Origin of the sequence: Pseudomonas umsongensis (genome assembly GCF_012647205.1) — a bacterium.
GTDB lineage: Bacteria > Pseudomonadota > Gammaproteobacteria > Pseudomonadales > Pseudomonadaceae > Aquipseudomonas > Aquipseudomonas umsongensis.
This window is the reverse complement of record NZ_CP051487.1, coordinates 922,070-945,821: the sequence shown is the minus strand read 5'-3', so window position 1 is coordinate 945,821 and position 23,752 is coordinate 922,070. Positions and strand designations below refer to the sequence as shown.

20 protein-coding genes and 2 tRNA genes are annotated in these 23,752 nt (G+C 58.6%); 1 reads left to right on the top strand and 21 read right to left on the bottom strand.

Translation table 11 applies throughout. The features are described 5' to 3' along the window. Window positions 1–102: 102 nt before the first annotated feature. From truB to rlmE, 13 genes are all read right to left on the bottom strand, one after another. Complete coding sequence (truB, locus tag HGP31_RS04125) at window positions 103–1,020, bottom strand: tRNA pseudouridine(55) synthase TruB (protein WP_020796537.1); 918 nt, start codon at window positions 1,018–1,020, stop codon at window positions 103–105. Between the two features lie 3 nt (window positions 1,021–1,023). Continuing rightward, window positions 1,024–1,425 carry a 30S ribosome-binding factor RbfA gene (gene rbfA, locus HGP31_RS04120; RefSeq protein WP_033039870.1) on the bottom strand — a complete coding sequence of 134 codons (402 nt, stop codon included), beginning with the start codon at window positions 1,423–1,425 and terminating at the stop codon, window positions 1,024–1,026. Window positions 1,426–1,584: 159 nt separating this feature from the next. Next, complete coding sequence (gene infB / locus HGP31_RS04115) at window positions 1,585–4,110, bottom strand: translation initiation factor IF-2 (RefSeq protein WP_168757221.1); 2,526 nt, start codon at window positions 4,108–4,110, stop codon at window positions 1,585–1,587. 27 nt (window positions 4,111–4,137) lie between these two features. Further along, window positions 4,138–5,619, bottom strand: coding sequence for a transcription termination factor NusA (gene nusA / locus HGP31_RS04110; protein ID WP_020796534.1), 1,482 nt, complete (start codon window positions 5,617–5,619; stop codon window positions 4,138–4,140). A 59-nt stretch (window positions 5,620–5,678) separates the two neighbouring features. Next, window positions 5,679–6,137, bottom strand: a complete 459-nt coding sequence (gene rimP, locus HGP31_RS04105) for a ribosome maturation factor RimP (RefSeq protein WP_007973115.1) — start codon at window positions 6,135–6,137, stop codon at window positions 5,679–5,681. Between the two features lie 138 nt (window positions 6,138–6,275). Then, window positions 6,276–6,352, bottom strand: a tRNA-Met gene (locus HGP31_RS04100). Between the two features lie 97 nt (window positions 6,353–6,449). Continuing rightward, window positions 6,450–6,535: transfer RNA gene (locus HGP31_RS04095), tRNA-Leu, on the bottom strand. Window positions 6,536–6,557: 22 nt separating this feature from the next. Continuing rightward, on the bottom strand, window positions 6,558–6,941 hold the full coding sequence (gene secG, locus HGP31_RS04090) for a preprotein translocase subunit SecG (RefSeq protein ID WP_017336473.1): 384 nt from the start codon (window positions 6,939–6,941) through the stop codon (window positions 6,558–6,560). Window positions 6,942–6,945: 4 nt separating this feature from the next. Then, window positions 6,946–7,701, bottom strand: coding sequence for a triose-phosphate isomerase (tpiA, locus tag HGP31_RS04085; RefSeq protein WP_033045245.1), 756 nt, complete (start codon window positions 7,699–7,701; stop codon window positions 6,946–6,948). 66 nt (window positions 7,702–7,767) lie between these two features. Further along, entirely contained in the window at window positions 7,768–9,105 is a 1,338-nt protein-coding gene (gene glmM / locus HGP31_RS04080) for a phosphoglucosamine mutase (RefSeq protein ID WP_020796532.1), read from the bottom strand. A 16-nt stretch (window positions 9,106–9,121) separates the two neighbouring features. After that, window positions 9,122–9,973 carry a dihydropteroate synthase gene (folP, locus tag HGP31_RS04075; protein ID WP_168757220.1) on the bottom strand — a complete coding sequence of 284 codons (852 nt, stop codon included), beginning with the start codon at window positions 9,971–9,973 and terminating at the stop codon, window positions 9,122–9,124. Window positions 9,974–9,981: 8 nt separating this feature from the next. Continuing rightward, window positions 9,982–11,892 carry an ATP-dependent zinc metalloprotease FtsH gene (gene ftsH, locus HGP31_RS04070; protein ID WP_020796530.1) on the bottom strand — a complete coding sequence of 637 codons (1,911 nt, stop codon included), beginning with the start codon at window positions 11,890–11,892 and terminating at the stop codon, window positions 9,982–9,984. 202 nt (window positions 11,893–12,094) lie between these two features. After that, on the bottom strand, window positions 12,095–12,724 hold the full coding sequence (gene rlmE, locus HGP31_RS04065) for a 23S rRNA (uridine(2552)-2'-O)-methyltransferase RlmE (RefSeq protein ID WP_008057410.1): 630 nt from the start codon (window positions 12,722–12,724) through the stop codon (window positions 12,095–12,097). 101 nt (window positions 12,725–12,825) lie between these two features. Between rlmE and HGP31_RS04060 the strand changes: the two genes are divergently transcribed. Next, window positions 12,826–13,134 carry a YhbY family RNA-binding protein gene (locus HGP31_RS04060; RefSeq protein WP_020796529.1) on the top strand — a complete coding sequence of 103 codons (309 nt, stop codon included), beginning with the start codon at window positions 12,826–12,828 and terminating at the stop codon, window positions 13,132–13,134. Window positions 13,135–13,143: 9 nt separating this feature from the next. Here the strand turns inward: HGP31_RS04060 and HGP31_RS04055 are convergent, their stop codons facing one another. The 8 genes from HGP31_RS04055 to grpE all read right to left on the bottom strand — a co-directional run bounded on the left by HGP31_RS04055 (window position 13,144) and on the right by grpE (window position 23,613). Further along, window positions 13,144–13,548 (bottom strand): hypothetical protein, encoded by a 405-nt coding sequence (locus tag HGP31_RS04055; protein ID WP_020796528.1) that lies wholly within the window; start codon window positions 13,546–13,548, stop codon window positions 13,144–13,146. 28 nt (window positions 13,549–13,576) lie between these two features. Then, window positions 13,577–14,053: a transcription elongation factor GreA gene (greA, locus tag HGP31_RS04050; RefSeq protein ID WP_032831479.1), complete on the bottom strand. Its 477-nt coding sequence runs from the start codon at window positions 14,051–14,053 to the stop codon at window positions 13,577–13,579. A gap of 2 nt (window positions 14,054–14,055) precedes the next feature. Continuing rightward, window positions 14,056–17,277: a carbamoyl-phosphate synthase large subunit gene (carB, locus tag HGP31_RS04045; protein WP_020796527.1), complete on the bottom strand. Its 3,222-nt coding sequence runs from the start codon at window positions 17,275–17,277 to the stop codon at window positions 14,056–14,058. Between the two features lie 118 nt (window positions 17,278–17,395). After that, on the bottom strand, window positions 17,396–18,532 hold the full coding sequence (carA, locus tag HGP31_RS04040) for a glutamine-hydrolyzing carbamoyl-phosphate synthase small subunit (RefSeq protein WP_168757219.1): 1,137 nt from the start codon (window positions 18,530–18,532) through the stop codon (window positions 17,396–17,398). 259 nt (window positions 18,533–18,791) lie between these two features. After that, entirely contained in the window at window positions 18,792–19,595 is an 804-nt protein-coding gene (dapB, locus tag HGP31_RS04035; protein WP_008057399.1) for a 4-hydroxy-tetrahydrodipicolinate reductase, read from the bottom strand. Window positions 19,596–19,605: 10 nt separating this feature from the next. Further along, window positions 19,606–20,730, bottom strand: coding sequence for a molecular chaperone DnaJ (gene dnaJ / locus HGP31_RS04030; protein WP_168757218.1), 1,125 nt, complete (start codon window positions 20,728–20,730; stop codon window positions 19,606–19,608). Window positions 20,731–21,027: 297 nt separating this feature from the next. After that, a complete protein-coding gene (gene dnaK / locus HGP31_RS04025) occupies window positions 21,028–22,944 on the bottom strand; it encodes a molecular chaperone DnaK (RefSeq protein WP_020796524.1) in 1,917 nt (638 codons plus the stop codon). A gap of 102 nt (window positions 22,945–23,046) precedes the next feature. Continuing rightward, on the bottom strand, window positions 23,047–23,613 hold the full coding sequence (gene grpE / locus HGP31_RS04020) for a nucleotide exchange factor GrpE (RefSeq protein ID WP_020796523.1): 567 nt from the start codon (window positions 23,611–23,613) through the stop codon (window positions 23,047–23,049). Window positions 23,614–23,752: the final 139 nt, after the last annotated feature.

Sequence of the window (23,752 nt, the reverse complement as noted above, 5' to 3'; positions counted from 1 at the left end):
TATCAGGAAACTGTTTCAAAAACAGTTTCAACAGGCCAGGGACAAATCCCTGTATCTAAAAATGAGTAGTGACCGTGCCTGCTAACAGCCACACTCGTCCGGTCATTCTGACCGAATCAGTCGACGCGGCGCGATGCGCCCGTCTTCGCTCACTTCACCAATACCGATGAAGCGACCATTGTGATCCTGTACCCGTACCATGCCGAACTTCGGGGCATCCGGGGCGCGTACCGGCTGGCCATTGAGCCAGTAGAACGCGCTCGCTTCCGAGAACTGCAACAGTGGCCAATCCAGCAGGCCGCTGTCCGATGGCATCAGGAAGCGGTCGACCGCCTCGTTGCCGCCTTCGGCATGTACCGCTTCCAGCTCTTCGAGGGTCACGGTCTGCGCCAGGGTGAAAGGCCCGGCCTGGGTACGTCGCAGTTCTGCAACGTAAGCGCCACAACCGAGTTGCTCACCGATATCCTCCACCAGGGTGCGAATATAGGTGCCTTTGGTGCAATCCACCGCAAGCCGCGCAGTATCCCCTTCGAAGGCCAGCAATTCCAAGCGCGTAATAGTAACAGAACGCGGTTCGCGCTCCACTACTTCACCTGCACGGGCCAGCTTGTACAAGGGCTGCCCATCACGCTTGAGAGCCGAGTACATCGGCGGTATCTGACTGATTTGCCCACGAAATTGCGGTAATACAGCTTCGATATCGGCGCGACCAACGGTCACCGGGCGCTCCTGCAAAACCTCGCCCTCGGCATCGGCCGTGGTGGTTGTCTTGCCCAGTTGCGCGAGGGTTTCGTAACCCTTGTCGGAATCGAGCAGGTACTGCGAGAACTTGGTGGCCTCACCGAAGCACAGCGGCAACACGCCAGTGGCCAGCGGATCGAGACTACCGGTGTGCCCGGCCTTCTCGGCGTTGAGCAACCAGCGGACCTTCTGCAAGGCTGCGTTGGAGGTGAACCCCAGCGGCTTGTCGAGCAGGATGATGCCGCTGACGTTACGACGGATACGTTTGACCTGAGCCACCGATTACTCCTTGGTGTCTTCGGCTTGTGCCGCAACCGAGTGCTGGTTGTCTTCAGCCACTGCGCGCTCGATCAAGGCCGACAGATGCGCACCGCGCACGACGCTTTCATCGTAGTGGAAGTGCAACTGTGGAACGCTGCGCAGCTTCATCTCGCGAGCCAGCTGCATGCGCAGGAAGCCAGCGGCGGAGTTGAGCACCTTGATGCTTTGCGCGATCTCTTCGTGACTGTCCTGGCCCATCACGGTGATGAAAATCTTGGCGTGACCGACGTCACGGCTGACTTCCACAGCGGTAATGGTGACCAGGCCGACGCGCGGGTCTTTGACTTCACGACGGATCAGTTGTGCCAGCTCACGCTGCATCTGATCGCCGATACGTTGGGTACGGCTGTATTCTTTTGCCATGTCTTGTTACCTGTTACTGCCCCACGGTGAAACCCGTAAGGTCTGAAAGCGGCAAACGCCCGGCCTGACAAAAGCCAGACCGGGCGTTGCGTTTAGAGTCCGGGCGATGCGCCGCGCAATTGCATGCGGCTGGCCATCACGGCTCTTGAAGTGCGCGAGTTAGAGGCTGCGAGCAACCTGGACCTTCTCGAAGACTTCGATCTTGTCACCGACCTTGACGTCGTTGTAGCTCTTCACGCCGATACCGCATTCCATGCCGGCACGTACTTCGGAAGCGTCATCCTTGAAGCGACGCAGGGATTCCAGCTCGCCTTCGAAGATAACGATGTCTTCACGCAGTACACGGATTGGACGGTTACGGTGAACAACACCTTCGATCACCATGCAACCGGCGATCGCGCCAAACTTCGGCGAACGGAACACGTCACGCACTTCGGCGATGCCCAGGATGTTCTCGCGAACGTCGCTGCCGAGCATACCGGTCAAGGCTTTCTTGACGTCTTCGATGATGTCGTAGATCACGTTGTAGTAACGCATATCCAGACCTTCCTGCTCGACGATCTTGCGAGCGCCGGCATCGGCACGCACGTTGAAGCCGAACAGTACAGCGTTGGAAGCCAGTGCCAGGTTGGCGTCGGATTCGGTAATACCACCAACACCGCCACCGACCACGCGCACTTGCACTTCGTCGTTGCCCAGGCCGTTCAGGGCACCGTTCAACGCTTCCAGCGAACCACGGACGTCGGATTTGAGGACGATGTTGAGCGTCTTCTTCTCTTCCTGACCCATGTTTTCAAAGATGTTTTCCAGCTTGCCGGCGTGAGCACGGGCCAGCTTGACTTCGCGGAACTTGCCTTGACGGAACAGAGCCACTTCACGGGCTTTCTTCTCGTCGGCAACCACGCTCATCTCGTCGCCAGCGTCCGGGGTACCGTCCAGGCCGAGGATCTCGACAGGGATGGCCGGACCGGCTTCCTTGATTGGCTTGCCGTTCTCGTCGAGCATGGCACGAACGCGGCCATAGTTCGAACCGACCAGGACCATGTCGCCCTGGCGCAGGGTACCGTCTTGAACCAGAACGGTAGCCACCGGGCCACGACCCTTGTCCAGACGGGATTCAACCACGACACCACGGCCAGGAGCCGATGGCGTTGCAGTCAGTTCCAGGACCTCGGCTTGCAGCAGTACCGCTTCGAGCAATTCGTCGACGCCAGTACCCATTTTCGCCGAAACCGGTACGAATGGAGTGTCACCACCCCACTCTTCCGACGTCACGCCGTGTACCGACAGCTCGCTACGAATGCGATCGAGGTCAGCACCTGGCTTGTCGATCTTGTTCACTGCGACAACCAGCGGAACGCCAGCAGCCTTGGCGTGCTGAACAGCCTCGATGGTCTGTGGCATCACGCCGTCGTCCGCCGCAACCACCAGGATCACGATGTCAGTCGCCTTGGCACCACGGGCACGCATTGCGGTAAACGCGGCGTGACCAGGGGTGTCGAGGAACGTCACCATGCCACGGTCGGTTTCAACGTGGTAGGCACCGATGTGCTGGGTGATACCGCCGGCTTCGCCAGCAGCTACCTTGGCACGACGGATGTAGTCGAGCAGGGAAGTCTTACCGTGGTCAACGTGGCCCATTACGGTCACGACCGGTGCACGGGAAACCGCCTCACCTTCAAACTTCAGGGACTCAGCCAGGGAATCTTCCAGGGCGGTGTCGCTGACCAGGGTCACTTTGTGGCCCAGCTCTTCGGCAACCAGCTGGGCAGTTTCCTGGTCCAGTACCTGGTTGATGGTCGCTGGGGTACCCAGTTTGAACATGAACTTGATGATTTCAGCAGCCTTGACCGACATCTGCTGGGCGAGATCGCCCACAGTGATGGTCTCGCCGATCTTCACTTCGCGCACGACAGGGCCGGTTGGGCTCTGGAAACCGTGGGCGTTGCGCTTCTTCAGCTTGGCCTTGCCGCGACCACCACGACGGAAGCCATCGCTTTCTTCGTCGGTAGTACGTGGGGCAACGCGTGGCGCAGGCGCCTTCTCCTTGACCGAAGCACGATGCGGAGCGTTTTTGCGCTCACCATCGCCGCCACCGCGACGACTGTTGTCGTCGGCACGTGGCTTATCCGGACGACGCTGCTCGTCGCGCTTGCGGGTATCGGCTGCAGGTGCCGGAGCGGCAGCCACGACCGGCGCGCTTTCGCGCACAGGCTCGGCCACCGCAACTGGCGCTGCAGCAGGTTGGGCTTGGGCGGTCGGCGCAGCAGCTGGCTGGCGACGCGCTTCTTCTTCGGCGCGGCGCTTGGCTTCTTCTTCAGCCTTCTGACGTGCAGCATTTTCTACTGCGCGACGTTCATCCAGTTCACGCTTGCGCTCGGCTTCGATTTCTTCCGGGCTGCGCTGTACGAAGACTTTCTTCTTGCGTACTTCAACGCTGATGCTTTTGCTGCCAGCAACACGCAGGGTGCTGGTGGTTTTACGCTGCAGCGTAATCTTGCGTGGTTCTTCCACTTTCGCCTTGTGACTGCTCTTCAAGTGAGTCAGCAACGATTGCTTCTCACTGTCAGTCACACTTTCTTCGGCGGCGGTGTGCGGCAGACCTGCCTCACGCATCTGCTGCAACAGGCGCTCTACCGGTGTTTTGACCTCATCGGCCAGTTGTTTCACCGTGACTTGCGTCATGCATTTCTCTCCTCAGGCCGCGCCTAATTACTCGAACCAGTGGGCTCGGGCGGCCATGATCAACTTGCCGGCACGATCATCGTCAATGCCGTCGATGTCGAGCAGGTCGTCAATAGACTGCTCGGCCAGGTCTTCGCGGGTAATTACGCCGCGCACCGCCAGTTCCATCGCCAAATCCTTGTCCATACCCTCAAGCGAGAGCAGGTCTTCGGCCGGATGGGCGTCTGCCAGCTTTTCCTCAGTAGCGATGGCTTTGGTCAACAAACGATCCTTGGCACGAGCGCGAAGCTCGTTGACGGTGTCTTCGTCAAAGCCGTCGATGTTGAGCATTTCTTCCAGCGGTACGTAGGCAATCTCTTCCAGGCTGGTAAAGCCTTCATCGACCAGCACCTGTGCCAGATCTTCGTCGACTTCCAGCTCGTCGATGAAGTTGCGCAGGATGTCGCCGGTTTCTGCTTGCTGCTTAGCCTGGATGTCCGATTCGGTCATCACGTTCAGGGTCCAGCCAGTCAACTGGCTGGCCAGACGCACGTTCTGACCACCACGACCGATGGCCTGAGCCAGATTGTCTGCGCCGACGGCGATGTCCATTGCATGGGCATCTTCGTCAACGATAATTGCCGCAACCTCAGCCGGGGACATGGCGTTGATCACGAACTGAGCCGGGTTGTCGTCCCACAGGACGATGTCCACACGCTCACCGCCCAACTCGCCCGACACTGCCTGGACGCGCGAACCGCGCATACCGATGCAAGCGCCCTGCGGGTCGATGCGTTTGTCCTTGGAGCGAACGGCGATCTTGGCGCGCGAACCCGGATCACGGGACGCAGCCATTACTTCGATCAGCCCTTCAGCAATTTCCGGCACTTCGATGCGGAACAACTCGATCAGCATTTCCGGCGCGGTACGCGACAGGATCAACTGCGGGCCGCGGTTCTCGGTGCGGATTTCCTTGAGCAGCGCACGCAAGCGCACGCCAACCCGGAAAGTTTCGCGAGAAATGATGTCCTCACGGGCCAGCAACGCTTCGGCGTTGTTGCCCAGATCAACGATCACGTTGTCGCGGGTAACTTTTTTCACGGTGCCGGAGATGATTTCACCCAGGCGTTCGCGGTAAGCGTCGACAACCTGGGCGCGCTCGGCTTCGCGAACCTTCTGCACGATGACTTGCTTGGCAGTCTGTGCAGCGATACGGCCGAATTCGATGGACTCGATCTTCTCTTCGACAACGTCACCGACCTTGGCGCCAGGATGCGTCTCGGCAACCTTGCTTGGCCAGGTTTCGATGGCCGGATCGTCAAGATCGTCTTCTTCGACGACCGTCCAGCGACGGAAAGTCTCGTACGCACCGGTGTGGCGGTTGATTTCCACACGCAGATCGACTTCGTCCTCGAAACGCTTTTTGGTAGCCGTGGCCAGAGCGAGCTCCAGCGCTTCAAAAATTACGTTAGCCGGTACGCCCTTTTCATTGGATACCGACTCAACAACCAGCAGTACTTCTTTGCTCATCGTACGCCTCGCCTTTCGCAAGCCATTGGATCCGCGGGATCCGCAGTATCTGGCACGCCTCAGTCAAAACTGGGAATAATGTTGGCCTTGTCGATCATATCGATCGGCAACAGGAACTCATGGTCTTCTACCTGCACCACGACGTCCTGCTCTTCTACACCGCGCAGAAGGCCCTGAAAGTTGCGTCGTCCTTCAAAAGGCGAGCGCAGCTTGATCTTCACTTGTTCACCGGCAAATTTTGCAAACTGCTCAAGAGTGAACAGCGGGCGTTCCATGCCTGGCGAGGAAACTTCGAGGGTGTATTCAACGGAGATTGGATCTTCAACATCCAGCACACCGCTGATCTGACGGCTGACGATGGCACAATCGTCCACCAGCACACCGCCCTCTTTATCAATATAAACGCGCAACATCGAGTGACGACCCTGAGCCGAAAACTCGATACCCCAGCATTCATAGCCTAGGGCCACGACCACCGGGGCCAGCAAGGCCTGCAACTCTTCTAGCTTGCTCGACACCTGAACCCCCTCGTGCATGTATGTGCATGCTATGCAAAATAAAAAAATGGGCGAAGCGCCCATCCTTGAAACGCCGTCGAACAGCGGCGTTGGAAGTGTCCAGCTAACAAAAAGCCCCTTAAAAGGGGCTCCTTAAACTGGTTGCGGGGGCCGGATTTGAACCGACGACCTTCGGGTTATGAGCCCGACGAGCTACCAGACTGCTCCACCCCGCGACAAAGCTGGGGCGGAAGTATACGACCGATCCCCGACAGGGTCAATGTAACCTTCCACCTGCAAGAAAGCCCGCAACAGCGGGCTCTCCTGACTAATTGGTACCGAGAAGGGGACTCGAACCCCTACACCCTATGGGCACAACCACCTCAAGGTTGCGTGTCTACCAATTCCACCACCTCGGCAATACTACGTTTGAAACCCTTCTTACTTCTGCTCTTGAGCTGGAGGCACGTCAGTCGCTGGAGTAGCCGACTTTTGCTCTTGAAGCACCGGGACATCATCAGAAGCCGGTTGTTGCTTTGGTACTTCCAACACTGCTGGGTTTGGCAAACCTACTTGAGTCAGCTGGTGAGCTTTCTCTTTAGCAAAGTAACCTAACCCTAAGCTGGTTATGAAGAAACCTGCGGCAAGTATAGCAGTAAACTTACTAAGAAAGGTAGAGGAACCTTGGCTTCCGAACACAGTATTTGAAGCACCTGCTCCGAAAGACGCGCCAGCGTCCGCACCTTTACCCTGCTGCAGCAAAACCAGAGCTACTACGCCCAATGCACCCAGCAGATGAAAAACGACTACGACTGTTTCCAGCATTTTTTCAGTTTCCCGCGGCGCGAATAATCGCACCGAACTCATCTGCATTCAGGGAAGCCCCACCAATGAGGCCCCCATCGATATCCGGCATGCCGAACAGTTCGACCGCATTGGCCGCCTTCACGCTGCCGCCGTATAGAAGCCGCACACCTTGTGCGACTTCAGAATTCTCTGCCGCCAACTGCGCGCGAATGGCTGCGTGCACATCCTGCGCCTGTTGCGGCGAAGCAGTCAGCCCGGTGCCAATGGCCCAGACCGGCTCGTAAGCAATTACTGCCTTTGCAAACGCACCGACACCCAACTCATCGATGATGCTGCCCAATTGCTGCGAGACAACCTCAAGGGTCTTCCCGGCTTCACGCTGCTCAAGGGTTTCCCCTATGCACAACACCGGAACCAGGCCACTTGCCTGTGCCGCTGCGAACTTGCGAATCAGCACTCCGTCCTGCTCACCCATTAACTGGCGGCGCTCGGAATGCCCGACAAGAACCAGGGAACAACCTGCATCCACCAACTGACTAGGCGAGACCTCACCGGTCAGTGCACCTTGTCCGGATTCCACCGCAGAATTCTGCGCACCGACCGAAATCGACTTTCCTTTCAAGCCATCAACCACTTGGCTGATATGCAACAAAGGCGGGAATACCGCTACTTCAACACCGCTCGGCAAGGCCAAGTCACGTAGGCCGTTGATCAGCTCAGCGACGCTGGCGCGGGTACCGTGCATCTTCCAGTTACCAGCTACCATAGGGCGACGCATGCTGTACCTCGTCGGTCAAAGTGGGCGCAGATGTTACCCAACACAATCGAGGCTGGCAAGCCGAATTCAGGCAGAAACTTCAGTAACCAGTTTTGCCAGCTCTTCGGCATAGCCGCGAACCAGGGTTTCGTCTTCGCCTTCGACCATCACACGCACCAGCGGCTCGGTCCCGGACTTGCGCAACAACACGCGCCCGCGACCCGCCATGGCCTGGGTGACACGCTCGCTGGCTTCCTTGACCGACGCATGCTCGAGCGGGTTTGCACCGCCACCGAAACGCACATTGATCAATACCTGAGGGCACTTGCGTAACGCCTGACGAGCCTCTGCCAACCCTTGCGAACGAGTCTTCAACGCCATCAACACCTGCAACGCGGCAATGATCGCATCACCGGTCGTGGTGTGATGGAAGCACACGATATGCCCCGAGTTCTCGCCACCGATCAGCCAGTTACGCTCCAGCAGGTCCGCGATCACATAACGGTCACCGACGTTGGCGCGCACAAAGGGAATCGCCAGGTCCGCGAGGGCGAGCTCCAGCCCCAGGTTACTCATCAACGTACCGACTACGCCGCCTTGCAGCTTGTCCTGTTCATGCAAATCGCGAGCGATGATAAACAGCAGCTCGTCGCCATCGACGATGGCACCGGTGTGATCAACCATCAACACCCGATCGCCGTCACCATCAAATGCGATACCCAGGTCGGCATGCTCGGCCAAGACGGCAGCCTGCAATTGGCCCATGTGGGTTGAACCGCAGTTGTCGTTGATGTTCAGGCCATTGGGGTGCGCGGACAGAACCACGACCTCGGCACCCAGCTCGCGAAATACGCTTGGCGCCACCTTGTACGTCGCACCGTGGGCGCAATCGATGACGATTTTCAGACCGGAGAAGCTGGTGCCGGTTGGCACGCTGCTCTTGCAGAATTCTATATAGCGGCCAGAGGCATCGTTGATTCGCGAGACCTTGCCGATCTTGCTCGACTCAACCACGGTCATCGGGGTGTCGAGCAACTCTTCGATCATGTGCTCGATCTCATCGGGAAGCTTGGTGCCCTTCCCGGAGAAAAACTTGATGCCATTGTCGTCATGGGGATTGTGCGAAGCACTGATCACGATGCCGGCTTCGGCATGAAAGGTACGCGTCAGGTAGGCGATGGCCGGTGTCGGCATCGGGCCCAGGAGCATCACGTCGGCACCCGCCGATGTCAGCCCGGCCTCGAGCGCCGATTCGAACATGTAACCGGAAATCCGCGTGTCCTTGCCCACCAGCACCTTGCACGCACCCATCTTGCGGAACGCCATGCCGGCAGCCCAGCCCAGCTTGAGCATGAAGTCAGGAGTGATCGGATAAACACCGACCCGACCGCGAATGCCGTCGGTGCCAAAATATTTCTTTGTCATAACTACTCCATAATTCTTATTCGGCTGATTCCACTGCGGCGATCATTTTCACCACATCAACTGTTTCAGCTACGTCATGGACACGCAATATACGCGCGCCCTTGTGCGTTGCCAGCGCCGCCAGGGCAAGACCGCCATACAGGCGCTCACCGACAGGGCGACTCAACGCTTGACCGATCATGCTCTTTCGCGACACCCCAACCAACAACGGGCGCCCCAAGGCATGCAAGGCTTCCATATGCTTGAACAAGCTTAGATTGTGCTGCAGATTTTTTGCGAACCCAAAACCCGGATCAAGAATGATCCGCTCAGCTGGAATCCCCACCGTCGCACATTGAGCCATGCGCTCGGCTAGAAACTCGCCCACCTCTTGGGTGACGTCCTGGTAGTGCGGGTTGTCCTGCATGTCACCCGGCTCACCGAGCATATGCATCAGGCAAACGGGCAAGCCGGTCGCCGCCGCCGCATCCAGGGCACCCTCGCGGCGCAAGGAACGCACGTCATTGATCAGGCCGGCACCCAGCCGCGCCGATTCGCGCATGACCGCGGGTGTGGAGGTATCGACCGAGATGATCACATCCAGTTCACGGTGAATCATTTCAACGATTGGTGCCACGCGCTCAAGCTCTTCGAGCGGTGAAACCGCCCTCGCGCCTGGCCGAGTAGACTCGCCGCCAACATCGATCAAGGTGGCGCCAGCCGCAACCATGGCTTGCGCATGGCGCAACGCCGTATCGAGCTGGCTGAATTTGCCACCATCGGAGAAAGAATCGGGAGTGACATTGAGAATGCCCATGACATGCGTCTGGGACAAATCAAGAACCCGGTTGCCGCAAGGCAACCGGGTCGAGGACTGAACAAAAGTCATTTCAAACCTTAAACGTCAGCAGCGGGACCGCCGATAGGTGTTTCCGGACGCTCACCCTGCACCGCTGGCGGCGTACCGGAGGTACCCGTGCCACCCGACCAGTCGCGAGGCTCGCGAGGTGTGCGTCCAGCCATGATGTCGTCGATCTGCTCGGCATCGATGGTTTCATACTTCATCAGGGCATCGGCCATGGCGTCGAGCTTGTCACGGTTGTCCGTGAGGATCTGCTTGGCGGTGCCGTAGCACTGGTCGATGATGCTGCGCACTTCGGAGTCGATCAGCTTGGCTGTCTCACCGGAGAAACTTGCACTCTGGCCACCGCCTCCGCGACCGAGGAACACTTCACCTTCCTCTTCAGCGTACATCAGCGGACCGAGTTTTTCGGAAAGACCCCACTTGGTCACCATGTTCCGTGCAATCTGGCTGGCACGCATGATGTCGTTGGACGCACCGGTGGTGACGCCATCGAAGCCCAGGGTCATTTCTTCAGCGATACGACCACCGTAAAGCGAGCAGATCTGGCTGATCAGCGCACGCTTGGACAGGCTGTAGCGATCTTCTTCCGGCAGGAACATGGTCACGCCCAGCGCACGACCGCGCGGGATGATCGAGACCTTGTAAACCGGGTCATGCTCAGGCACGACGCGACCCACAATGGCGTGGCCAGCTTCGTGATAAGCGGTGTTCTGCTTTTCTTTCTCGGACATGACCATGGATTTGCGCTCGGCGCCCATCATGATCTTGTCCTTGGCCAGTTCGAACTCTTTCATTTCGACGATGCGCTTGCCGGCACGGGCAGCGAACAACGACGCCTCGTTGACCAGGTTGGCCAGGTCGGCACCGGAGAAACCCGGGGTACCACGAGCGATCACTGCCGGAGCGACGTCGTCGCCCATTGGCACCTTGCGCATGTGGACCTTGAGAATCTGTTCGCGACCACGGATATCCGGCAGACCGACCACGACCTGACGGTCGAAACGGCCCGGACGCAGCAGCGCAGGGTCCAACACGTCAGGACGGTTGGTCGCGGCAATCACGATGATGCCATCGTTCATTTCGAAGCCGTCCATCTCCACCAGCAACTGGTTGAGTGTCTGCTCGCGTTCGTCGTGACCACCGCCCATGCCGGCACCACGGTGGCGACCGACGGCGTCGATTTCATCGATGAAGATGATGCACGGAGCGTGTTTCTTGGCCTGTTCGAACATGTCGCGAACACGGCTTGCACCGACACCGACGAACATCTCGACGAAATCGGAACCGGAAATGGTAAAGAAAGGCACCTTGGCTTCGCCGGCAATCGCCTTGGCCAGCAAGGTCTTACCGGTACCCGGAGGACCGACCATCAATACGCCACGAGGAATGCGGCCACCCAGGCGCTGGAACTTGCCCGGATCACGCAGGAACTCGACCAGCTCACCGACTTCTTCCTTGGCTTCGTCGCAACCGGCAACGTCTGCCAGGGTGGTTTTCACCTGGTCTTCGGAGAGCAGGCGCGCCTTGCTCTTGCCAAAGCTCATCGGCCCGCCCTTGCCACCGGCACCGCCCTGCATCTGGCGCATGAAGAACATGAACACGGCGATGATCACCAGGATCGGGAAGCTCGCGACCAGGAGTTGGGTCCAGATGCTTTGCTGTTCAGGCTGCTTGCCTTCGACCACGACGTGGTTATCCACCAGGTCGCCGATCAGGCCGTTGTCCTGGATTGCCGGACGAATGGTCTTGAAGCTGTCGCCATCGTTGCGCTTGCCGGTAATCACGTAGCCATCAACCGCCACGCGCTCGACCTTGCCATCCTTGACCTGCTGGATGAAGTCGGAATAGTTGAGGGTCTGCGGCTCGTTAGGGCTGGAGAAGTTGTTCATCACTGTCACCAGGACAGCCGCGATGATCAACCACAGGATCAGATTCTTTGCCATATCGTTCAATTAACTACCCTCTGAAGCAAGCGCCGCTGTTGGCGCGCGCTTCGCATGATATTCACCGGCCTAACTTACTACATTACCTACAACTCTGGCAGGCGCCGTCTGTAACCCTTTGTGAAACTCTTCCTACACAATATTCGCTATTTCCCACAGGGCGAAATACGAAATTCCTATTGCCCTGCAAAAAAACCGCGCTTTATTCACTCCGGCCGCGGTAGCCCCAAGCCAGCATGTATTGCTCGCGGGAGCTGCCTCGGGAAGAGTCCGGCTTGATCATCTGGACCTTGTCGAATTTCTGACGAGCGTCCTTCACGTAAGCATCAAACCCTTCACCCTGAAAAACCTTGATCACGAAATTACCACCCGGCTTGAGTATCCGGGCTGCCAGATCAAGCGCCAGCTCGCAAAGAAACATGGCTTTGGGCATATCTACGGCAGGCGTACCACTCATATTGGGGGCCATATCGGAAATCACAAGGTCCACCGGCGAATTACCGACGGCGTCCAGGATCTGAGCGAGCACTTCGTCCTGGGTAAAGTCCCCCTGGATGAAAGTCACGTCCGGAATGCTGTCCATTTCCAGGATATCCGAGGCGATCAGGCGCCCCTGACCACCGATCAGCCGGCTAGTGACCTGCGACCAGCCACCAGGCGCCGCCCCCAGGTCAACAACGGTCATGCCCGGACGGATCAGCTTGTATTTCTCCTGGACCTCCAGAAGCTTGTAACTCGCACGCGAGCGGTAGCCATCCTTCTGCGCCTGCTTCACATAGGGATCATTGACATGTCTTTTCAGCCAACCAAGGCTTGTCTTGGAACGCGCCATTGGGCACCTCGATGATAAGGGTCGTGATTAGTTGGGCGGATCCACGAACCCTCGGGTAAAATGGCCGCCATTTTACAGAATCCAGACGAAAGGGTCAGATTATGCCGCTCACTCAAGAGCAGAAGAAACAGTACAAATCCATTGGCCACCATCTGAAACCGGTTTTGATTGTGGCTGACAACGGTTTGACTGAAGGTGTGTTAGCCGAATTTGAACGCGCATTGGCGGATCACGAACTGATCAAGATCAAGCTCAATATCCTCGATCGCGAATCGCGCCTGGCATCCATTGCCGAGCTGTGCAAGGTTGGCAAAGCGGATCTGGTACAGGTCATCGGCAAGATGGCACTGATTTACCGCAAGAACTTCAGCGTCAACAAGCAGCTGTCGAACGTCCATCGCTTCAAGTGATGACAAGGGTCAAGGGTGTGCTTCGCGCACCCTGACACTCCATCCGGGCACCGGCTGCATAATCAGCACCAGCCCCGAGAACCCCAAAACCAGATAGCTGAACACCTGCCAGCGCTGCGCATCCGGCCAGCCGATAGGCACGGCCACAAACATCGCACAGGCGCACAACGCGACCAGCAGCACCTGCCCACGAAAATCCCGCCATAGACTGGCAAGGCCATTAGCCTGTACCAGCACCAAAGCCTGAAAGATCACGCACACGGCGGCAAACCCTACCACCACGGTCTCGAACATGCCGGCGATCTCATCGATCAGCAACGGTGCCAGGCCAATTCGGCCCAACACCGGCTGCAAACCGAGATGCACCAGCCACAGACCGCCGACCCACAACATCTGGGCCAGCTGCCAGAGCATGGCGCCCGCATTTAGCGGGCGCCTTGCTTCAGATGTGACGGACTTCGACAATCTCGTACTCGATAACGCCACCAGGCGTTTTGACGACGACCACATCACCCTCTTCCTTGCCGATCAAGGCTCGAGCCAAGGGTGAACCGACCGAAATCTTGCCGAGTTTGAAGTCAGCCTCATCCTCACCCACGATGTGGTAAGTGACGCTTTCATCAGTCTCGACGTTGGCGATTTCGACGGTGGTGCCGAAGATAACCTTGCCAGTGTGAGGAATGGTTGTGACGTCGATGATGACCTGATTCTGAATCCGGCCTTCGATGTCACGAATCCGCGCCTCGACCATACCCTGCTGCTCGCGAGCAGCGTGGTATTCGGCGTTTTCCTTCAAGTCGCCCAACTCACGGGCCGTACCGATGTCCTGGCTGAGCTTTGGACGGACGACTTTGGTCAGGTGAGCGTGCTCTTCCTCCAGGGCGCGAGCGCCCTGAACGGTCATCGGGTACTTCGTTATGCTCATGCCTTCAATCCTGCGTGTAGATCCTGCAAGCGGCGTACGGTCTTCTCGGGACCGAACTTCAGCGCTTCACAGATCGCTTCGCCAGCAGCAATGGTGGTGGTGCAGTAAATCTTGTGCTGCAGGGCATTGCGACGAATGGAATAGGAGTCAGCGATCGACTGACGGCCTTCGGTGGTGTTGATGATCAAGGTGACTTCGTCATTCTTGATCATGTCGACTACGTGCGGACGCCCTTCGGTCACCTTGTTCACGCGGCGCACTTTCAGGCCTGCGGCTTCGATCAGCTTGGCAGTACCGGCAGTGGCAACCACTTCAAAGCCCAAGTTGATCAGATCACGGGCCACGCCTGCAACCAGTGGCTTGTCGTCATCACGTACGCTGATGAACGCAGTACCGCCGGTCGGCAGCACTTCGCTGGCACCCATCTGGGCCTTGGCGAATGCTTCACCGAAGGTGTCGCCCACGCCCATCACTTCTCCGGTCGACTTCATCTCTGGGCCGAGGATCGGGTCGACGCCAGGGAATTTGGCGAACGGGAACACCGCTTCTTTCACGCTGTAGAAGTTCGGGATAATTTCCTTGGTGAAACCCAGCTCCTGCAGGGTTTTACCGGCCATCACGCGCGCTGCGATCATCGCCAGGGAAACACCGATGCACTTGGACACGAACGGTACGGTACGCGAAGCGCGCGGGTTGACTTCGATGACGTAGATGTCTTCGCCTTGCAGCGCCAACTGAACGTTCATCAGGCCGACCACGCCCAGTTCCAGGGCCATTTTCTTGACCTGTTCGCGCATTTCGTCCTGGATGTGCGCCGGCAGGGAGTATGGCGGCAGCGAGCACGCGGAGTCACCGGAGTGAACGCCGGCCTGCTCGATGTGCTGCATGATCGCGCCGATCACTACGTCCTTGCCGTCGCAGACCGCATCCACGTCCATTTCGATGGCGCAGTTGAGGAAGTGGTCCAGCAGCACCGGGCTGTCGTTGGACACTTGAACCGCTTCACGCAAGTAGCGCTTGAGTTCTTCTTCTTCGTAGACGATTTCCATCGCACGACCGCCCAGTACATAGGACGGGCGCACCACCAGCGGGTAACCGATCTTGCTGGCTGCACGAATCGCTTCGTCTTCGCTGCGCACAGTGGCGTTTGGCGGCTGACGCAGGTTCAGGCGCTGGACCATTTGCTGGAAGCGCTCGCGGTCTTCGGCACGGTCGATGGCGTCAGGGCTGGTGCCGATGATCGGCACGCCAGCGGCTTCCAGGGCACGGGCCAGTTTCAGCGGGGTCTGGCCGCCGTACTGGACGATCACGCCTTTTGGCTTCTCGACGCGGACGATTTCCAGCACGTCTTCCAGGGTCACTGGTTCGAAGTACAGGCGATCGGAGGTGTCGTAGTCGGTGGAAACGGTTTCCGGGTTGCAGTTGACCATGATGGTCTCGTAACCGTCATCGCGCAGGGCCAGTGCCGCGTGCACGCAGCAGTAGTCGAACTCGATACCCTGGCCGATACGGTTAGGACCGCCACCCAGGATCATGATCTTGTCGCGGCCCGACGGCGCGGCTTCGCACTCTTCTTCGTACGTGGAGTACAGGTATGCGGTATCGGTGGCGAACTCGGCGGCGCAGGTGTCGACGCGCTTGTAGACCGGGAAGATTTCCAGCTTGTGGCGGTGGGCACGCAGGCTCTTCTCGGTCACACCCAGCAGCTTGGCCAGGCGCATGTCGGAGAAGCCCTTGCGCTTGAGGCGGAACATCAGGTCGCGGTCGATGCTGGTCAGACCCAGGGTCTTGACCTTCTCTTCGTCCTTGATCAGATCTTCCATCTGCACCAGGAACCAAGGATCGATCATGGTCATGCCGAAGATGTCTTCAACGCTCATGCCAGCGCGCATGGCGTCCGCCACGTACCAGATACGCTCGGCGCCCGGCACGGTCAGTTCGCGCTTGAGGATGCTCATGCTTTCCGGGTTGCGCAGGTCAACCTTCTCGTCCAGACCGCAAACACCGACTTCCAGGCCGCGCAGGGCTTTCTGCAGGGATTCCTGGAAGGTGCGGCCGATGGCCATGACTTCACCTACCGACTTCATCTGAGTGGTCAGGCGCGCATCAGCCTTGGAGAACTTCTCGAAGGCGAAACGTGGCAGCTTGGTCACGACGTAGTCGATGGACGGTTCGAAGGACGCCGGGGTCTTGCCGCCGGTGATGTCGTTCGACAGCTCGTCCAGGGTGTAGCCCACAGCCAGCTTGGCCGCGACCTTGGCGATCGGGAAACCGGTGGCCTTCGAGGCCAGTGCCGAGGAACGGGATACACGCGGGTTCATTTCGATCACGACCATGCGGCCGGTGTTCGGGCAGATACCGAACTGAACGTTCGAACCGCCGGTTTCCACGCCGATCTCACGCAGTACCGCCAGGGAGGCGTTACGCAGGATCTGGTATTCCTTGTCGGTCAGGGTCTGTGCCGGCGCCACGGTGATCGAGTCACCCGTGTGCACGCCCATCGGGTCAAAGTTTTCGATGGAGCAGACGATGATGCAGTTGTCCTTTTTGTCGCGGACAACTTCCATTTCATATTCTTTCCAACCGATCAGCGATTCGTCGATCAGCAGCTCTTTGGTCGGAGACAGGTCCAGGCCGCGGGCGCAGATTTCTTCGAACTCTTCACGGTTGTACGCGATACCGCCACCGGTGCCGCCCATGGTGAAGGACGGACGGATGATGCACGGGAAGCCCAGCTTCTCGAGGACCGCATTGGCCTCTTCCATGCTGTGGGCGATGCCGGAACGCGGGCACGCCAGGCCGATGGATTTCATTGCCTTGTCGAAACGCGAACGGTCTTCAGCCTTGTCGATGGTGTCGGCGTTGGCACCGATCATTTCTACGCCGAACTTCTCCAGGACGCCTTCGCGCTCCAGGTCCAGGGCGCAGTTCAGGGCGGTCTGGCCGCCCATGGTCGGCAGCAGCGCGTCCGGACGCTCTTTCTCGATGATCTTGGCAACGGTCTGCCACTTGATCGGCTCGATATAGGTGGCGTCGGCCATGGCCGGGTCGGTCATGATGGTGGCCGGGTTGGAGTTCACCAGGATGACGCGGTAGCCCTCTTCGCGCAGGGCTTTGCAGGCCTGGGCGCCGGAGTAGTCGAATTCGCAGGCCTGGCCGATCACGATCGGGCCAGCGCCAAGAATCAGGATGCTTTTAATGTCTGTACGTTTTGGCATGGGTTTGTCACTCAAATCCGCAGGTCAGTCGGCAAGCCGTCTTGTTCAATCTGTGAAGACTTGAAGGGGTCGCCGATATCGGGACCACCCTCAAGCTTTGCAACATCAGGGCGAGCGATCAGCGTCGCTTGGCCATCTCGTTGATGAAGCGATCGAACAGAGGTGCTACGTCGTTCGGGCCAGGGCTGGCTTCAGGGTGACCCTGGAAGCTGAAGGCGCTCTTGTCGGTACGCTCGATACCTTGCAGGGTGCCGTCGAACAGCGATTTGTGAATCGCGCGAACGTTGGCAGGCAGGGTGGCTTCGTCTACCGCAAAACCGTGGTTCTGGCTGGTGATCATCACCACGCCGCTGTCCAGATCCTGGACCGGGTGGTTGGCACCGTGGTGGCCGTGACCCATTTTCAGGGTCTTGGCGCCGGAGGCCAGGGCCAGCAACTGGTGACCGAGGCAGATACCGAACACCGGGATCTCGGTTTCCAGCACATCCTTGATCGCCTGGATCGCGTAGTCGCAAGGCTCGGGATCGCCAGGGCCGTTGGACAGGAACACGCCGTCCGGCTTCAGGGCCAGCGCTTCGGCGGCTGGAGTTTGTGCAGGCACCACGGTCACGCGGCAACCGCGCTCGACCAGCATGCGCAGGATGTTCACCTTGACGCCGTAGTCGTAGGCCACCACGTGGTACGGCAGTTCGGAGGCTTCGATGGTCGCGTGGCTGTCGGTCTTCAGATCCCAGACAGTCGAACGCCACTCGTACTTCTCTTTGGTACTGACGACTTTCGCCAGGTCCATGCCCTTGAGGCCAGGGAAGCCCTGGGCAGCGGCGATGGCGGCCTCTTCGGAAATGTTGTCACCGGCCATGATGCAGCCGTTCTGTGCGCCTTTTTCACGCAGGATGCGCGTCAGGCGGCGAGTGTCGATACCGGCGATGGCCACGACGTTGTTGGCCTTCAGGTAGTCCGACAGGGACATCGTGTTACGCCAGTTGCTCGCCACCAGCGGCAGGTCACGGATGACCAGGCCAGCAGACCAGACGCGGTTGGACTCGGCGTCTTCCGGCGTGGTGCCGGTATTGCCGATGTGCGGGTAAGTCAGGGTAACGATTTGTTGGGCGTAGGAAGGATCGGTAAGGATTTCCTGATAGCCGGTCATTGCGGTGTTGAACACCACCTCACCAACGGTTTGACCGTCGGCTCCAATGGCTTCGCCGCGAAAAATGCTGCCATCAGCAAGGGCGAGTATGGCTGGCTTAGTCAAGAAGACCTCCCGTAAATAAAGCCTGAAAGGGCGATCGCAGGTTGTAAAAAAGCGGAGTGACGTATGGACACGTCACCCCGCTTCTTCACTGAATTATTCTGCGCGCTTTTAGTGGACACACTAAAGCTGTAGCTTACAGAAAAAGGCATTTTTGGTCTACCGCCAATGAGCCTTAAAGGCTGGAGAATGCGACAGGTCGTCGCTTGGCGGGGTAAAACCGGGCTCAAACGCTGTGCGCGAGCCCGATTTAGGGTGCATCTTAACGCAGGTCGAGCACGTCTTGCATGTCATAAAGACCCGCTTCACGCCCGTCGAGCCACAAAGCAGCACGCACCGCACCCTTGGCGAAGGTCATGCGGCTGGAGGCCTTGTGAGTGATCTCGACACGCTCACCGTCGGCTGCGAACAACACAGTGTGATCACCCACGATATCGCCAGCGCGCACCGTGGCAAAACCGATGGTCTCGCGCTCGCGAGCACCGGTCTGGCCCTCACGACCGTAAACCGCGACTTTCTTCAGGTCGCGACCCAGGGCATCGGCAATCACCTCACCCATGCGCACGGCCGTACCGGACGGCGCATCGACTTTATGCCGATGGTGAGCTTCGGTGATCTCGATATCGACATCATCGCCCAGCACCCGGGCGGCGGTATCGAGCAGCTTCAGGCACAGGTTTACACCGACGCTGAAATTGGCCGCGAAGACGATCGGGATATCCTTGCCCGCCTCTGCCAGCAACTGCTTCTCTTCAACACTGAAGCCGGTGGTGCCAATGATCATCGCCTTGTTGTGCTTGCGGCAGAAGGCGAGGTTTTTCAGGGTCACCGTCGGATGAGTGAAGTCGATCAGCACGTCGAACTCATCGACCACGCGATCCAGGTCACCCGACAGCGGCACGCCGATGCGACCGATAGCCGCCAGCTCACCGGCGTCCGCGCCGACCAGCGTACTGTCAGGACGATCCACTGCCGCCGTCAGGCCGGCACCTGGCGCCTGCTGCACAGCCTCGATCAGGGTTTTGCCCATGCGCCCGGCGGCGCCCATCACAGCTATACGTCGCATGCCTGTCTCCTTACAAATCGCCGAAGAAGCGCTTCACGCCTTCGAACCAGCCCGTGGTTTTCGGGGAATGACTGTTGTCGTCCGCAAGGGAGCTGCGGAACTCTTCGAGCATTTCACGCTGGCGACGACTCAGGTTGACCGGCGTCTCGACTGCCACACGGCACATCAAGTCACCCGCACCGCCGCCACGCACAGGCGCAACGCCCTTGCCACGCACGCGGAACTGCTTGCCGGTCTGAGTCCCCTCAGGGATTTTCAGCTTGACTCGACCATCGAGGGTCGGAATCTCCAGCTCGCCACCCAACGCCGCATCGACGAAGCTGATAGGCACTTCACAGAACAGATGCTTGCCGTCACGCTGGAAAATCGAGTGCTCGCGCACGTTGATCACCACGTACAGATCGCCGGTTGGCCCGCCCTGGGCACCCGCCTCGCCCTCGCCCGACAGGCGAATGCGGTCACCGGTATCGACACCGGCCGGCACTTTGACCGACAGGGTCTTGTACTCTTCGACACGACCTTCGCCATGGCAGGAATCGCAAGGATCGGAAATGATCTTGCCCTGGCCGTGGCAACGCGGACAGGTTTGCTGCACCGAGAAGAACCCTTGCTGCATGCGCACCTGGCCGATACCGCCACAGGTCGGGCAGGTCACCGGCGAAGAGCCTTTCTTGGCACCCGAGCCGTCACATGGCTTGCAGTTGACCAGTGTCGGAACGCGAATATTCACGCTGGTGCCACGCACCGCTTCTTCCAGGTTCAGCTCCAACGTGTAACGCAGGTCGCTGCCTCGCTGGGCACCACCGCGGGAACCACCGCGACCGCCACCGAAGAAGTCGCTGAAGACATCACCAAAGATGTCCGAGAAGTTCTGGCCACCGAAACCGGCGCCGCCACCACCCATGCTCGGGTCGACACCGGCATGACCGTACTGGTCGTAGGCCGCACGCTTGCCGGAATCGGAGAGCACTTCGTAGGCCTCGTTGGCCTCCTTGAACATCTCTTCCGACGCCTTGTCATCAGGATTACGGTCCGGGTGGTGCTTCATCGCCAGGCGACGGTAGGCCTTTTTCAGGTCCGCCTCGCTTGAACCTCGCTCAACACCCAATACTTCGTAATAGTCACGCTTTGCCATAAGTCTCTGCACTCTTGAGGACGTTCGACAAACCTCTCCTGAGCCTCGTCAAACTCGTTGAGCCCCAATACAGGCCCGGACCCAACTCACGTCAATTCAACGATCCTGGTCTTTGTTTCAATGTGGCACTTTCGGCTCGGAAAGCAGGAGCATTCCCGACCATGCCGCCAACAAGCGAACCGTGTCGCATGCTGTAAAAATTCGCTGACTCCAGACACGCCAACGCGGGAGCAAGCTCCCGCGCGGCGACATCCTACCAGTCACCGCCTGAAGGCAGTCAACCGGCCGACCAACAACTTACTTGTGGTCTTTTACTTCTTCGAACTCAGCATCGACAACGTCGTCTGCCTTTTGCGCCTTGTCGTCGTGCGGTGCCGCGCCTTCAGCAGGCTGAGCCTGTTCGGCGTACATCTTCTGCGCCACTGGAGCGGAGACTTTCGACAGTTCTTCAACCTTGGCTTCGATAGCAGCCTTGTCGTCGCCTTTTACAGCGGCTTCCAGGGCAACCACGGCAGCTTCGATCGCAGTCTTCTCTTCAGCGCTTACCTTGTCGCCAGCGTCAGCGACCATTTTGCGCGTCGAGTGAACCAGTGCATCACCCTGGTTACGGGCAGCGGCCAGCTCTTCGAATTTGCGGTCTTCCTCGGCATTGGCCTCGGCGTCACGCACCATGCGCTCGATCTCTTCATCGGACAGGCCGGAGTTGGCCTTGATCACGATCGACTGAGTCTTGCCGGTGGCCTTGTCCTTGGCGCCTACATGCAGGATGCCGTTAGCGTCGATGTCGAAGGTCACTTCGATTTGTGGCACGCCACGTGGTGCTGGTGGAATCTCGGCCAGGTCGAACTTGCCCAGGGACTTGTTCTGTGCAGCCTGCTTACGCTCACCTTGCAGCACGTGAATGGTCACGGCGCCCTGGTTGTCGTCGGCAGTCGAGAACACTTGCGATTTCTTGGTAGGAATCGTGGTGTTTTTCTCGATCAGCGCAGTCATCACGCCACCCATGGTTTCGATACCCAGGGTCAGCGGGCTGACGTCCAGCAGCAGAACGTCTTTCACGTCACCGGCCAGTACCGCACCCTGGATGGCAGCACCCATGGCAACAGCTTCGTCCGGGTTCACGTCTTTACGTGCTTCTTTACCGAAGAACTCGGTCACCAGCTTCTGAACCAGTGGCATACGGGTCTGACCGCCGACCAGGATCACGTCGTTGATCGCACCAACGTCGATACCGGAGTCTTTCAGCGCAATGCGGCAAGGTTCGATAGTGCGTTGAACCAGGTCTTCAACCAGCGCTTCCAGCTTGGCGCGGGAGATCTTCACGTTCAAGTGCTTAGGACCGGTAGCGTCTGCAGTGATGTACGGCAGGTTGACGTCGGTCGACTGAGCGGAAGACAGCTCGATCTTGGCTTTTTCAGCGGCTTCTTTCAGGCGCTGCATCGCCAGCGGATCACCCTTGAGGTTCATGCCGCTTTCTTTCTTGAATTCGTCGACGAGGTAGTCGATCAGACGAATGTCGAAGTCCTCACCACCCAGGAAGGTGTCGCCGTTGGTGGCCAACACTTCGAACTGGTGCTCGCCATCGACTTCAGCGATCTCGATCACGGAAACGTCGAAAGTACCGCCACCCAGGTCATAAACGATCACGGTGTGATCGCCCTTGGCCTTGTCCATACCGTAAGCCAGAGCAGCCGCGGTTGGTTCGTTGATGATACGTTTCACGTCCAGGCCCGCGATGCGGCCGGCGTCCTTGGTCGCCTGACGCTGGCTGTCGTTGAAGTAGGCCGGAACGGTGATCACCGCTTCAGTCACTGGCTCGCCGAGGTAGTCTTCGGCGGTCTTCTTCATCTTCTTCAGGATTTCAGCCGAGATTTGTGGCGGCGCCATCTTCTGGCCGTTCACTTCAACCCAGGCGTCACCGTTGTCAGCCTTGGCGATCTTGTACGGAACCATCTTGATGTCTTTCTGCACGACTTCTTCGTCGAACTTGCGACCGATCAGACGCTTCACGGCGTACAGGGTGTTATGCGGGTTGGTCACAGCCTGACGCTTGGCGGACTGGCCGACCAGGATTTCGCCATCGTTGGCGTAAGCGATGATCGACGGCGTGGTACGCGCGCCTTCGGCGTTTTCAATAACTTTGGCTACGCCGTTTTCAAGCACGGAGACGCAGGAGTTGGTGGTCCCCAGGTCGATACCGATAATTTTGCCCATGTTCACTCTCCCGAAACTTTGGATTTGGTTGCCGCAGCAGTGGTGGCTAACTGCGGTAGCACTTAAACGCTTGACTTCTAAATGGGGGCCTTGCGGCTAATTTCAAGCCTGCTCGTCAATAGAAGGCGAAACTGGCGCCGGAGCCTTGCTGACCACGACCATCGCCGGGCGCAGCAGGCGACCGTTAAGCTGGTAGCCCTTCTGGAACACCTTGAGCACGCTGTTTGGCTCGAGGTCAGCGCTTTCCTGCATGGCCATTGCCTGATGAAGAACGGCGTTGAACGGCTCGCCATGCGGATCGATCGCTTCCAGCTGATAACGCTTCAGGGTGTCCTGGAACATTTTCAGGGTCAGCTCGATGCCTTCACGCATCGGACGAATGCTTTCGTCATCCGGGCTGGACAATTCCAGGCCACGCTCCAGGCTGTCGATGATCGGCAGCAGGTCGCCGGCGAATTTTTCCAGCGCGAACTTGTGAGCTTTTTCTACATCCTGCTCGGCGCGACGGCGGACGTTCTGCAGATCGGCGGCTACACGCAAAGCCTGATCCTGCGCACCTGCCAGTTGCTCTTCGAGCACTTGTACACGAGCCGCCAGGTCATCACCCGAAGCCTGGGAAGCCTGATCGGCGTCTAGATTTTGCGTATCCACTGTCTGTTCGTCAGCCATAGAATTCTCCTTTCAATATCGTCCGCGAGCCTGACTCGCGCTTCTGTCCAGCTATATGGGGCCGCAAAATCCGGCTTCAAGGGCTGATCAAACATTAACCCTACAAAAAACAGCTGCATTGTCATTCCCCTCCGCGCTA